The 12,002-nt window shown below is 54.3% G+C and carries 13 protein-coding genes; 8 read left to right on the forward strand and 5 right to left on the reverse strand.

Going from position 1 to position 12,002, the window contains the following annotated elements; genetic code table 11:
- The first annotated feature begins 4 nt into the window (after positions 1-4).
- On the forward strand, positions 5-946 hold the full coding sequence (locus V6575_RS19720; RefSeq protein WP_340276789.1) for a prephenate/arogenate dehydrogenase family protein: 942 nt from the start codon (positions 5-7) through the stop codon (positions 944-946).
- Between the two features lie 55 nt (positions 947-1,001).
- On the opposite strand, the gene V6575_RS19725 is transcribed toward V6575_RS19720, so the two are convergent.
- Positions 1,002-1,862: a polyprenyl synthetase family protein gene (locus V6575_RS19725; RefSeq protein WP_340276943.1), complete on the reverse strand. Its 861-nt coding sequence runs from the start codon at positions 1,860-1,862 to the stop codon at positions 1,002-1,004.
- Positions 1,863-2,093: 231 nt separating this feature from the next.
- On the opposite strand from V6575_RS19725, the gene V6575_RS19730 reads away from it, so the two are divergent.
- The 4 genes from V6575_RS19730 (at position 2,094) to V6575_RS19745 (ending at position 5,018) form a co-directional block, all read left to right on the forward strand.
- Positions 2,094-3,314 carry a class I SAM-dependent methyltransferase gene (locus V6575_RS19730; protein WP_340276791.1) on the forward strand — a complete coding sequence of 407 codons (1,221 nt, stop codon included), beginning with the start codon at positions 2,094-2,096 and terminating at the stop codon, positions 3,312-3,314.
- Positions 3,301-4,068: a monofunctional biosynthetic peptidoglycan transglycosylase gene (mtgA, locus tag V6575_RS19735; protein WP_340276793.1), complete on the forward strand. Its 768-nt coding sequence runs from the start codon at positions 3,301-3,303 to the stop codon at positions 4,066-4,068. The genes V6575_RS19730 and mtgA overlap by 14 nt, the downstream gene beginning before the upstream one ends.
- A 168-nt stretch (positions 4,069-4,236) precedes the next feature.
- Complete coding sequence (rpmF, locus tag V6575_RS19740) at positions 4,237-4,422, forward strand: 50S ribosomal protein L32 (protein WP_340276794.1); 186 nt, start codon at positions 4,237-4,239, stop codon at positions 4,420-4,422.
- Between the two features lie 170 nt (positions 4,423-4,592).
- The gene (locus V6575_RS19745; RefSeq protein ID WP_340276795.1) at positions 4,593-5,018 is read left to right on the forward strand and encodes a hypothetical protein; all 426 of its coding nucleotides are present in this window, start codon (positions 4,593-4,595) and stop codon (positions 5,016-5,018) included.
- Positions 5,019-5,107: 89 nt separating this feature from the next.
- Here the strand turns inward: V6575_RS19745 and V6575_RS19750 are convergent, their stop codons facing one another.
- Positions 5,108-5,749, reverse strand: coding sequence for a septation protein A (locus V6575_RS19750; RefSeq protein WP_340276796.1), 642 nt, complete (start codon positions 5,747-5,749; stop codon positions 5,108-5,110).
- 166 nt (positions 5,750-5,915) lie between these two features.
- Between V6575_RS19750 and V6575_RS19755 the strand changes: the two genes are divergently transcribed.
- Positions 5,916-6,668: a DUF3299 domain-containing protein gene (locus V6575_RS19755; protein WP_340276797.1), complete on the forward strand. Its 753-nt coding sequence runs from the start codon at positions 5,916-5,918 to the stop codon at positions 6,666-6,668.
- 60 nt (positions 6,669-6,728) lie between these two features.
- Here V6575_RS19755 and phbB read toward each other — a convergent pair whose 3' ends face one another.
- Both phbB and V6575_RS19765 read right to left on the reverse strand, forming a co-directional pair.
- Positions 6,729-7,457: an acetoacetyl-CoA reductase gene (gene phbB / locus V6575_RS19760; RefSeq protein WP_340276799.1), complete on the reverse strand. Its 729-nt coding sequence runs from the start codon at positions 7,455-7,457 to the stop codon at positions 6,729-6,731.
- Between the two features lie 124 nt (positions 7,458-7,581).
- Positions 7,582-8,763: an acetyl-CoA C-acetyltransferase gene (locus V6575_RS19765; RefSeq protein ID WP_340276800.1), complete on the reverse strand. Its 1,182-nt coding sequence runs from the start codon at positions 8,761-8,763 to the stop codon at positions 7,582-7,584.
- A gap of 305 nt (positions 8,764-9,068) precedes the next feature.
- Here V6575_RS19765 and phaR point away from each other — a divergent pair, with 305 nt between their 5' ends.
- A complete protein-coding gene (phaR, locus tag V6575_RS19770; protein ID WP_340276802.1) occupies positions 9,069-9,659 on the forward strand; it encodes a polyhydroxyalkanoate synthesis repressor PhaR in 591 nt (196 codons plus the stop codon).
- 60 nt (positions 9,660-9,719) lie between these two features.
- Here the strand turns inward: phaR and V6575_RS19775 are convergent, their stop codons facing one another.
- Positions 9,720-10,151: a GlcG/HbpS family heme-binding protein gene (locus V6575_RS19775; RefSeq protein ID WP_340276803.1), complete on the reverse strand. Its 432-nt coding sequence runs from the start codon at positions 10,149-10,151 to the stop codon at positions 9,720-9,722.
- Between the two features lie 139 nt (positions 10,152-10,290).
- Between V6575_RS19775 and ggt the strand changes: the two genes are divergently transcribed.
- Positions 10,291-11,886 carry a gamma-glutamyltransferase gene (gene ggt, locus V6575_RS19780; protein WP_340276805.1) on the forward strand — a complete coding sequence of 532 codons (1,596 nt, stop codon included), beginning with the start codon at positions 10,291-10,293 and terminating at the stop codon, positions 11,884-11,886.
- Positions 11,887-12,002 lie beyond the last annotated feature (116 nt).

The raw sequence follows: 12,002 nt of genomic DNA on the forward strand, positions 1-12,002 counted from the left end.
TCTGATGAGTGAACCACAATTTGACCGCCTGGCCTTGATCGGGATTGGCCTGATCGGATCGTCTATCGCCCGTGTGGTGCGCGACCGTAACCTGGCAAAGGAAATCATCATTTCGACCCGGTCCGAGGCAACCCTTGCCCGTGCCGAAGAGTTGAAGCTGGGGGATCGTTATTGCCTGGATGCCGCAGATGCAGTTGAAGGGGCAGATCTTGTCATCCTGTGCATCCCGGTTGGGGCGAATGAGGCTGTCGCTGAAGCGATCTCGGCGTCGTTAAAAACAGGGGCTATCCTGACGGATGTTGGCTCAACCAAGGGGTCGGTAATCCAGCAAATTCAACCCCATGTTCCAGATGGGGTTCATTTTATTCCGGGGCATCCGATTGCGGGGACAGAGTATTCAGGCCCTGATGCCGGGTTTTCGACCCTTTTTGACAATCGCTGGTGCATTCTGACGCCGGTTCCAGGTGTGGACGCGGTTGCCACTGAAAAACTCCAGTCGTTCTGGCAGGCCTGTGGATCAAATGTGGATATCATGGATGCAGATCGCCATGATCTGGTGCTCGCGATCGTGTCGCATCTGCCGCATCTCATTGCCTACAATATTGTCGGTACCGCTGATGACCTTGAAACGGTCACCAGCTCCGAAGTGATCAAATATTCAGCTTCCGGGTTTCGTGATTTTACCCGTCTTGCAGCGTCGGACCCGACCATGTGGCGCGATGTTTGTTTGAATAACAAGGATGCGATCCTGGAAATGCTGGCGCGCTTCTCGGAAGACCTGTCAGCCCTACAGCGGGCCATCCGCTGGGGCGATGGCGATACATTGTTTGATTTGTTCACGCACACACGCGGCGTGCGCCGGTCGATTATCGAAGCGGGCCAGGAGACAGACGCGCCGAACTTTGGTCGTGAGACGGGTGAAGACCAATTGCCCGCCAAAAACTAAGGGTGTGCAAAGGCTAGCTCGTGTAAAAAACGGCCAGCTGAAGAGATCACTCTTTTCAGTGATCTCGGTTGGCAATGAAAGCTGCGATTGACGCAAGACGCTGAGCTTTATCACCGTAAGGTGCCAGCAGAGCGTTGGCCTCCTGCAGAAGGCTTTCGAGTTCTTCGCGTGTTTGATTCAATCCCATCAGCCCGACCAGAGTTGCTTTTCCCGCATCAGCATCCTTGCCGGTTGCCTTGCCCATCTGCTCAGGTGAGGCTTCAACGTCGAGCAGGTCATCTGCCAGCTGGAAGGCGAGGCCAATGGTTTCCCCAAATCGATTCATTCGTTCGACGTCTAGCTTACCCGCATCGGCGAGAATAGCGCCGGTGCGACAGGCATAACGCAATAATGCGCCTGTCTTCATAGCCTGAAGGGTGTGGATTTCGCGTTCTGTCCTCTGCCGGTTTTCCGATTCAAGATCCAGCATCTGTCCGCCGGCCATGCCGCCTATACCCGATGCCCGGGAGAGGTCGCGTGAGAGGCCTAGCCGAATGGCGGCATCTGGATGGACGGCCTCTTCGGCGATCACGTCAAACGCCAATGTCAGCAGTGCGTCGCCTGCCAGGATCCCTGTGGCGTCATCAAAGGCCTTGTGAACTGTTGGCTGCCCACGGCGTAAATCATCGTCATCCATGGCGGGAAGATCATCATGCACCAGCGAATAGCAGTGAATGAGCTCCAGCGCGGCGCCAGCCTGGCATATGCCCTCGTCACTGCGCCCAAAGAGCTCTGCGCATTCCATCAAGAGCACAGGGCGCAGGCGCTTCCCGCCGCTCAGCGACGCATAGCGCATGGCATCAAGTAAACGCTGGGGACGGGCTGTTTCCCCATCGAGAGGTTGGGTGTGAAGCAGGCGGTCCAGCGCAACTTCCATGCGTTGGGCCTGGGTTGCCAGGTGGGGCTTGATGTCAAAGGTCAAGATCGGCTCCAGGGTGTGTGTCTGGCTGCTTGAAAGCGGATTTGCATTGATGTTTCAGCTTCCCTGAAGCCAATTCGCTGTATCGTCAAGGTGGAAAGATAAATAACGTAGGGTCTGATTACGATCAGAACACATCTGAGTGCTCTGCTACTGGTTTCTTTATGGAATTTATTGGAGGTTTGCCTAATGCGCCTGTTGTCGAGTCTGCTTCGCTCTTTCGTTAAGCGCGGTAAAATGAGCGTTTATGACGCGGACGGTCAGTTGCATGATTTCGGGTCTGGAGATGACGGCCCTACAGTGACCATCAGATTGCATGACAAAAAGCTGTATCGATCTTTGTTTTTCAATCCCGAGCTTGCTGCTGGCGAAGCCTATATGGATGGAACGCTGACCCTTGAGGGCGGCTCGACGATTTATGACTTCATGTTCTTGTTTTCCATCAACAGGGCTCCATTGGGAGCCAACCCTGTTCAGGGGCTTCTGCGGCGTTTCTGGAGGGCTTTTCGCCGTCGGCAGCAACGCAATAACGTTGAGAGGTCAAAGGAGCAGGCACGCCATCATTATGACCTTTCTACAGACCTCTACCGCCTGTTTCTGGATGAGGGCCTGAATTATAGCTGCGCCTATTACACTGGGCCTGATGAGACACTTGAACAGGCGCAGGCTGACAAGCTTAGCCATCTGGTTGCGAAATTGGACTTGAAACCGGGAATGTCCGTGCTGGAGATCGGCGGAGGCTGGGGATCTTTGGCCATCCGAATGGCGCAGGCAGGTGCGAGTGTTACATCGCTGAATGTGTCGCCAGAGCAGGTGAAAATTGCGGAAGAACGGGTTCGTGCCGCTGGTGTTGAAGACAAGGTTACCTTTGTTCTCAAGGATTACCGTGAGTTCGAAGGGCAATTTGATCGCGTGATTTCGGTCGGCATGATGGAGCATGTCGGGATTGGTCATCTGGATGCTTATTTCGGCAAAATACGACAATGCCTGACAGAAGATGGTTATGCTGTGGTTCATTCGGTCGGTCGAATGACGCCTCCTGGTACAACCGGCCCTTTTATTCGCAAGTATATTTTCCCTGGCGGTTATGTTCCTGCGCTGTCTGAAGTCTTTGCATCGACCGAACGGCTTGGGTTATGGGTGTGTGATACGGAGATTTTGCGACTTCACTACTATTATACGATCCGTGACTGGCGTTTGCGGTTTGAAGAACGCCGTGACGAAGCTCTGAAGCTTTATGATGAAAGCTTTTGCCGAATGTGGGAATTTTATCTCTGCGCAGTGGAGTTGGGGTTCCTTCACGGATCGAATATGGTGTTCCAGCTTCTTCTGTCGAAGAAACGTGACGCAGTTCCGATTATTCGGGACTTTATTGTCGACAACGAACGGAAACTGGATGGCCCGGGCTAAGGCTAAGTCTGCCAAGAGCAACGATCAGGCAGACGGCAAAAAATCTCCCACCAGGGCATCTTTTCGTCGATGGCTGGGGATTGGCTGGTGGCGACGACTTATTTTCCGTTTGATGCTTGTGCTTGTTCTGTTGCCGCCGATGCTGACCGTTGTCTATGCAGTCGTCCCGCCTGTCAGCACTTTGATGCTGGCACGCTACGCCCAGTTGCTGTGGGTCGATAGACAATGGCGTCCGCTTGAAGAGATTTCTCCTCATCTGGTGCGAGCTGTCATCACGTCCGAAGACAGCAGTTATTGCTTTCATGGTGGTGTCGATTGGGCGGCCCTCCAAAAGCAAATCGAAGTGCTGTTGAACGAGGGTGAAAAGCCTCGTGGGGCCAGCACTTTGACCATGCAAACGGCTAAAAATCTCTATTTGTGGGGTGGCCGCAGCTATGTGCGCAAGGGTCTGGAGCTTCCGCTGGCGGTGATGATTGACGGCATTTTGACAAAGCGCCGGATCATGGAAATTTATCTGAATATTGCCGAATGGGGCGAGGGCATTTTCGGGGCTGAGGCTGCTGCGCAAGCCTGGTTCGGCAAGCCTGCCAAAGACCTCACTGCGACACAGGCCGCGCGGCTTGCGACAGCCTTGCCGAACCCGCTTGGGCGCAATCCGGCGAAGCCTTCTGTAGGCCATAGAAAACTCTCTGCGACCAATTTATCGAGGGTGCGCGGGGCCGGGTCAATTTTTGAGTGCGTTCTTGGTTCTTGACGGGGGCTTCGACTCTGTGTACGTCCGGGTCAAGAAAATTCATTTGATGGGTTGGCTAATGCAATGCTTTGGCTGTATAAAGCCGCCCATTCCAACACACTGCGTGATGCCACGCCCCGGGCTTTCCCGGTCTGGGCCGCGCCACTATGGACCACGGAGAAAAACAAAATGGCAGTTCCAAAAAGAAAAACCTCGCGCATGAAGCGCGGTTTTCGCCGTTCCACGGATGCCCTGAAGGCTCCTACATACGTTGAAGACAAAGATTCAGGCGAACTGCGCCGTCCACACCATGTCGACCTTAAGTCTGGCATGTACCGTGGACGTCAGATCTTTACACCTAAGGACGACGTCTAAGGGTTATAAGATTGCCGTTCGGCATCTAAGATTGAGGCCGGCCCATTGGGTCGGCCTTTTTCGTGTCTGCTTGTCACGATAAGCATATATAGAGCGTGTCTTGAAGCACCGAGTTTTTGCCTTGGGTTGATTGAAGGCGCAGATTTGCGCCGTTTGGGAGAAGCATATCCATGTCTTTTTTAGTATCTCTGCCGCTGACACTGTTGCCACTGATTGCCTATAACGTTGTCGTATTTGGGATGACTGGCGGGGCTGGTGGTGATCCCTGGGCTACAGAGATCATCTCGATCAATATGGTGTCCGGTGCGACTTTCAAGATGGTCCTTGGCGACCTTGTTGTGACAGGGGCGTTGTTTCTGCTCTTTATCGAGATGCTCAAGGCGACCAGGACAGGCGTTTCCGCGCTGATGGATCACATCCTGTCGGTGCTGGTATTCGTTGTCTATCTGATTGAGTTCCTGATCGCTGCGCCTGCTGCAACGTCAATCTTCTTTATCCTGATGGTGATCTCGCTGATTGATGTGATCGCAGGTTTTTCGATCAGTATCACAGGCGCGCGCCGTGACGTCAGCTTCGGCCAAGGTGGAATGCACTGACAAACTTCTTAAACGCCAAGGGGCATTACCGGTTTCCGGTAAATGCACCTTGGCTTATTTGGTATGATTAGCCTCTGGGATTGGATCGTTTAGACGTCTTCTGATTCTTCGGCAATCGTGTGGCGTTGGATCAGCGGAAGCTGGGTCATGGTGAAGATCAAGGTCAGCGGCATGACGCCGAACACTTTGAAATTCACCCAGAAATCGGTCGAAAAATTGCGCCAGACGACTTCATTTATGATCGCAAGAACGAAAAAGAACACACCCCAACGCAATGTGAGAACGCGCCATCCTTCGTCGGTTAGCTTGAAGGCGCTGTCGAACACATAGCCCAACAGGGACTTGCCGAACAGCAGGCCGCCGAGCAGCGCAGAGCCAAACAGGCAGTTGATGATGGTTGGTTTCAGCTTGATGAAAAGATCATCATGCAGCCATAGCGTCAGCCCACCGAACACCAGCACGACAACGCCGGTGATCAACGGCATGATGGGTAGGCGTTTCGTCAGCCAGAGCGATGTCGACAGGGAAATGGCGATAGCCACCATAAAGGCTGCGGTTGCCAGAAAAATCGGCTGCCCCAACGACTGAAGTGCTGGAACTGCTTCTGCAATCTGTTCGCCGCGAGCGTTGAACAAGAAGAATACAGCCAGCGGCCCGAGCTCCAGAGCCAACTTCAGGAGCGGCGACAGTTCCTTGCGCGTCGGGTCGTTCGGGTCATGTTCTAATTCCATATGGCTCGCAGCGCTCCTGTTCATGTTAACCGGGACATAGGGTCCGCTTGGTATACGGGTCAAGAGGCCGCATTGTAAAATAGGCGCTGTCACTTGATATGAGAGACATTCGGCTGGTTTTGATGCAGCGTATGATTTGAATTGGGTAAAACGTGTGAGGGTTCTGGTGAGGTTGTTTCTGGCAGGTGTTTTGATTTTGGTGTCGCAGGCCGTTTTTGCTGCGCCCCAGGTCGTGTCCTGGGAGACGCTCAAAGATCCTGTCGCGGGGCACTACGATGACCCATTCGCGGCGTTGCATCCTTCACAATTGAGATCGTTGGGTCAAATTCTGCGTCTGCGTGAAGGTTTGAAGGCAAAGGGCCTTAAACCTGATGAACGTAGCGACCTGGAAGGTGAGCTGGAGCGTGAGGAGGCTTTGCTCGTTGTGACGGGGGTCGATGTTGATGGATTACTGTCCAGGAGGCAGCAAATTGCCATAGAGCGGGCACGGGCGTCGCTTGCAGGCAACAAAAATCTGGCGGGGCAGGAAGTCACGATCCGCGGCTATGTCATTCCTGTTCTTGGCAAAGATGACAAGGCGATTGGGGGATACTTGGTACCTGAGCGAGGCATGTGCAGTCATATCCCACCGCCAGATCCAAATCAGATGGTGCGATATAAATTATCTGGTGGCCAGGCTGGCAACTGGGCAGCTGACTACATTTATGAACCCGTTGAATTGACCGGCCGTTTGACCCTTGGAGCAACCAGGCAGCAAATTACATTGCTGGATGGCCAAGTTGAAATGATTTCAGCGTTCCAGATGGATGTCGACAAGGCGGTTCGGCTGGACGACAGCGCTCCAGCGCCTGAAGAAAGAGGCTTCAATTTCTTCTCGTCCGTGAAAAGACTGCTCAAACGTCGTAACTTGGAACAATAGATGAAAAAAGGCGCCACAAAGGGCGCCTTTCTCTGATGTGTCTGATTTGAATCTGACGGATCAGCCGTTGGCAATGTATTGGCCGCCGTTGATGGTCATTACGGCTCCGGTCATGAATGCAGCTGCGTCTGATGTAAGGTAAGTCACAGTTCCTGCGATTTCTGCCGGATGGCCGAGACGCCCGACCGGAATGCCGGAGATGATCGACGTCAGGACCTTTTCCGGCATGGCCGCAACCATATCGGTGTTGATGTAGCCAGGGCAGACAGCGTTGACTGTGATGCCCTTGAAGGCGTTTTCCTGGGCCAGGGCCTTGGTGAAGCCGATCACGCCAGCTTTCGCAGCTGAATAATTCGACTGACCCATCTGACCTTTCTGGCCATTGATCGACGAAATGTTGATGATCCTGCCAGAACAGCGAGCACGCATGCCTTCAATGACAGGCCGTGTCATGGTGAACATGGAATCGAGGTTGGTCGACATGACCTCCCGCCACTGTTCAAAACTCATCTTGTGGAACATGCCATCACGGGTGATGCCGGCATTGTTGACAAGCACTTCCACCGCACCGACTTCTGCCTCAACCTTTGCAATGCCTTCAGCGCATTCTTCCGGGTTTGATACGTCCCATTTGTAGACATGGATGCCGGTGGCCGCCTTGAACGCCTCGGCTTTTTCTGTATTGCCAGCGTATGTGGCAACCACTGTGTATCCAGCGTCTTTAAGTCCTTTGGAAATTGCTTCCCCAATGCCGCGAGTTCCCCCGGTGACCAATGCGACCTTGCCCATTCCCATCTCCTTTTGTGTCTGACGTTGCAGACTTTTAAATCCCCTTGTGTGGCTGTCGTGAGGGATAGCCTCCGCCACGACAGCCTGCGTGCCAGTCAGTTGTTCTTGAACTGCAGACTGTTTGTTAGCGCTCGAGGCACATGGCAACGCCCATGCCGCCGCCGATGCAAAGCGTTGCAAGGCCTTTTTTGGCGTCGCGGCGGCTCATTTCGTGGAGCAGTGTGGTCAGGATGCGCGCGCCGGATGCGCCGATCGGGTGCCCGATGGCAATGGCACCGCCGTTCACATTGACGATGTCCGGGTTCCAGCCCATGTCCTTGTTGACGGCGCAGGCCTGAGCGGCAAAGGCTTCATTGGCTTCGACCAGATCCAGATCGCTTGCAGCCCAACCGGCTTTTTCAAGTGCCTTGCGGGATGCCGGGATCGGGCCTGAACCCATGATGGCCGGATCAACGCCTGCTGTGGCTGTGGAGGCGATGCGCGCCAGAGGTGTCAGCCCGCGCTTTTCAGCTTCTGCAGCGCTCATGACCAAAATTGCGGCCGCACCATCGTTGAGGCCTGAGGCATTTGCAGCCGTGACGGAGCCGTCCTTGGTGAAGGCCGGACGCAGCTTTGCGATGCTTTGCAAGGTCGCGCCATGGCGGATGTACTCGTCTTCTTCGACGATTGTATCACCCTTGCGACCCTTCAGGGTTACAGCTGTGATCTCGTCCTTGAAACGACCCGCTTTCTGAGCCGCTTCCGCCTTGTTCTGGGAGGCAAGAGCAAATGCATCCTGCTGCTCACGGGTGATTTCCCATTTGCTGGCGACGTTTTCGGCTGTTTGGCCCATGTGGTAGCCGTTGAACGCGTCCCAAAGGCCGTCCTTGATCATCGTATCGATCATTTGGTAGTCGCCCATTTTGTAGCCTGCGCGCATTGGCGCGCAATGAGGCGAGAGCGACATGTTTTCCTGGCCACCAGCCATGATGATGTTGGCATCACCGCACATGATTTGCTGGGCTGCAACGGCCACGGTGCGCAGACCAGAGCCACAAACCTGGTTAAGTACCCATGCAGTTGATTCTTCTGATAATCCGCCGGCAATAGCTGCTTGACGGGCCGGGTTCTGGCCCTGACCAGCTGTTAGAACCTGACCGAAGATCAGCTCATCAACTTCCGAGCCGGATACACCTGCTTGTTCAAGTGCTGCCTTGATGACAGCGGCGCCTAGGGTATGCGCAGGGGTGTTGGCAAAGGCACCGTTGAAAGACCCAACGGGTGTGCGTGTTGCACTGACAATAACTACATCGGTAGAGGCGCTCATTTTAAACTCCGGGTACGTTCCTTCCACGAAGAACCTTAGCGTGTGACAACAGTTGTACTGCGTTCGCGTGCTGGCTCTCTTTAAGCGACTAGAAACTGTAGGTAAATTTATGTCAACCGGAATGCCACGTATATGGATGGGCTATTTGCACCCGCAGCAAAATCCTTTCATTGTGGCGCACAAAATACTGGCAAGTGTCGCGACTATTGGCTTAGTCTGATCGGATGGAGGAGGCGGGGACAGGCTCTAGCGCTCTGTGCTCAAACGGGAACTTGCTGTGAGGTTCCCTGAAACGGAAGACTGGAATGGCAAAAACCAACGATCCAACGATTATCAAGAAATACGCGAACCGGCGTCTCTACAACACGGGCACCAGCACATATGTCACGCTGGAAGACCTGGCTGTCATGGTGAAGGGGGGAGAGGACTTCATTGTTTATGATGCAAAGTCAGGAGACGATATTACGCGCTCTGTGCTGACGCAGATTATTTTTGAGCAGGAAGCCAAGGGGCAAAACTTGCTTCCGGTCCCTTTCTTGCGCCAGCTGATCGGTTTTTATGGAGACAGCATGCAAGGGGTGGTTCCGAGTTTCCTTGAGTACTCTATGACCTCTTTGACCCAGGAGCAGGACAAAATGCGGGCGCAGGCCGGAGATGCATTTGGGGGCAACGCCTTTGATGCCATCGAAGACCAGGTCAAGCGCAATGCGGAAATGTTCGAACGGGCCATGAAGATGTTCATGCCGTTTGCTGCGGGTGAAGTCAGCCGTGGTGCCGATGTTCCTGCTGCAGAAGAGCCAAAACCATCGAAGGTCGAGTCGTCGGACCTGGATGACATGAAGCGGCAAATGGCGGAAATGCAGGCCATGATCAGCAAGCTTGGCGACAAATCCTGACGTTTGACAGTGCCGTGCCCGGATAGAGTTTTGCCGGGCACGGTCGTTTGGGTTTTCCGCTTAGCCGCAGTCAGCTTCGAGGCCAACGGCTGCAACGCCTGCAACGGCTGCAGCTTCATCATTGTCTGATGTGTCGCCTGTGATGCCGACGGCACCAACGACGTCGCCCTCTTGGTCTTTCATCAAGACCCCGCCTGGGACCGGTACAATGGTTCCGCCTGAAACGCCGTTTAGCGCCTGGACGAAATGTGGGCGGCTTTCGCCATTGGCATTCAACCAACGTGTGCCGGTGCCGACTGCCAGAGCACCGAAGGCTTTGCCGCTGGCAATTTGTGGGCGCATGATGGACGATCCATCTTGACGGGACAGGGAGACCATGTGGCCACCAGCATCCAGTACGGCGACAGTTAGGGGCTTGAGCTTCAGTTCTGCAGCTTTTTCAAAGGCAGCAGCAATGATTGTCTCAGCCATAGAAAGTGTTAGTTTGCGCATGAGGTTGGTTCTCCCTTAAGACTTTGGCTAGGGTCCGACCCCTAGTGGTCACCGTTTGCTAACAGATTGGTGACGAAGCGGCCATATCCATTAACAACCAAAGATTTCCTCCCTGAAGGAAAAACTCTGGAGATTTAATTTGAAACGCGATTTTGAAGCACCGGGCCGCTCACCGGTTTATGCGCGAGAAGCTGCTGTTGCCACATCGCATCCGCTTGCGACCAGTGCGGCGCTTGAAGTGCTTCATGCAGGTGGAAATGCTGTTGATGCAGCGATTGCAGCTTCCGTTGTTCATGCCGTGGTTGAGCCACAGATGACGGGCATTGGCGGCGACTGCTTTGCGATTGTGACCGAAGCGGATGGCCGAATGGCCGGGTTTAACGGATCCGGCGGGGCGCCTAAAGCGCTCTCTCAAGAGCTTCTGGCCGAAAAAGGCATCGACGAGTTGACGCCAACATCGCCGCATTCGGTGACTGTTCCGGGGGCTATACGTGCCTGGGAAACACTGCTGAAAGCGCATGGCACACGTGATTTCAAAACACTGTTCAAGCGCGCCATTGAATATGCCGAAGAGGGCTTTCCGGTTGCGCCGCGTGTCCAGCAGGATTGGCGAGAAAGTGCCGACCGCCTCAATACGACTCCGGCGACAAAAGCCACTTATATGCCAGGTGGCCAGGTGCCTGATGTTGGGCAAATCGTCAAGTTTCCGCGCCTGGCCAATACACTTCGGGCAATTGCCGAAGGTGGAGCTGATGCCTTTTACACGGGACCTGTGGCAGACGACATCGTTTCGACCCTGGAAGGTCTTGGCGGTGTCATGACCCGGGAAGATCTGGCGGCTTGTCATACGACAGCCGTTGCACCGGTGATGCGAGATTATCGCGGTTATACGATTGCCGAGTTGCCGCCGAATGGTCAGGGTGTGATCGCTCTGGTCATCCTTGGCCTCTTAGAGCGTTTCGACATGGCGAGCCTGGACCCTCTCGGACCGGATCGCATGCATCTTGAGATGGAAGCCTCCCGTATTGCCTATGCGGTGCGTGACAAGTTCGTCACCGATCCGGGCTATATGGATATTTGCCATGCAAACCTGATTTCCGAGGATTATCTGGATCAGCTTGCCAGTATGATCGACCCTAACAAGAAGCTTGATGACCTGCCGGGCACCAGCCTCGCGCCGCAGACGGATACGATTTATCTGACGGTTGTCGACAAGGATGGGCTTTCAGTCTCGTTTATCAATTCGATTTTCAACCCCTTTGGCAGCGGTATTCTCGCCGCTGAAAGCGGTGTTTTGCTGCACAATCGCGGTGCGGTGTTTCATGCCAAGCCAGGTCACGCCAATTCGATTGCGGGCGGGAAGCGTCCGATGCATACGATCATCCCAGCCATGGGCCTGAAAGACGGCGCTCCCTGGCTCTCCTTCGGGGTAATGGGCGGACATTATCAGGCCTGTGGTCATGCGCATTTGATTTCGAACATCGTCGATTACGGCATGGACGTTCAAATGGCGATTGATTTCCCGCGCATGTTCTTCGATATGAATACGCATGCGCTGGAAGCGGAAAAGCTGATCCCACAATCGACCCTGTCCGGGTTGATGGAAAAGGGACATGAGGTACACCGTGCCACTGCTGCGATTGGGGGCAGTCAGGCGATCATGATCGACAAGGCGAACAAGGTGCTGATCGCAGGATCTGATCCGCGAAAAGATGGTCACGCTGCGGGCTATTGAGCTCGGTGACTGCTCAATTTACTGGCGGCTTGGTTCCTGGTCGAGCTGCCGGTTTTCTGCTTGGCTGGCGCTGTAACCTTAGACAGCAGCGTTAGCGAAGGAGTGGGAAGGCGTGT

This window comes from Roseibium algae (assembly GCF_037783265.1).
In the GTDB taxonomy this organism is placed as follows: domain Bacteria; phylum Pseudomonadota; class Alphaproteobacteria; order Rhizobiales; family Stappiaceae; genus Roseibium; species Roseibium algae.

Coding starts and splice junctions, on each gene's coding strand:
- phaR (WP_340276802.1), top strand. CDS start 9,069: ATGGCAAAAACCAACGATCCAACGATTATCAAGAAATACGCGAACCGG.
- mtgA (WP_340276793.1), top strand. CDS start 3,301: ATGGCCCGGGCTAAGGCTAAGTCTGCCAAGAGCAACGATCAGGCAGAC.
- V6575_RS19750 (WP_340276796.1), bottom strand. CDS start 5,749: ATGGAATTAGAACATGACCCGAACGACCCGACGCGCAAGGAACTGTCG.
- V6575_RS19765 (WP_340276800.1), bottom strand. CDS start 8,763: ATGAGCGCCTCTACCGATGTAGTTATTGTCAGTGCAACACGCACACCC.
- V6575_RS19720 (WP_340276789.1), top strand. CDS start 5: ATGAGTGAACCACAATTTGACCGCCTGGCCTTGATCGGGATTGGCCTG.
- V6575_RS19775 (WP_340276803.1), bottom strand. CDS start 10,151: ATGCGCAAACTAACACTTTCTATGGCTGAGACAATCATTGCTGCTGCC.
- V6575_RS19745 (WP_340276795.1), top strand. CDS start 4,593: ATGTCTTTTTTAGTATCTCTGCCGCTGACACTGTTGCCACTGATTGCC.
- phbB (WP_340276799.1), bottom strand. CDS start 7,457: ATGGGCAAGGTCGCATTGGTCACCGGGGGAACTCGCGGCATTGGGGAA.
- rpmF (WP_340276794.1), top strand. CDS start 4,237: ATGGCAGTTCCAAAAAGAAAAACCTCGCGCATGAAGCGCGGTTTTCGC.
- V6575_RS19730 (WP_340276791.1), top strand. CDS start 2,094: ATGCGCCTGTTGTCGAGTCTGCTTCGCTCTTTCGTTAAGCGCGGTAAA.
- V6575_RS19725 (WP_340276943.1), bottom strand. CDS start 1,862: ATGGAAGTTGCGCTGGACCGCCTGCTTCACACCCAACCTCTCGATGGG.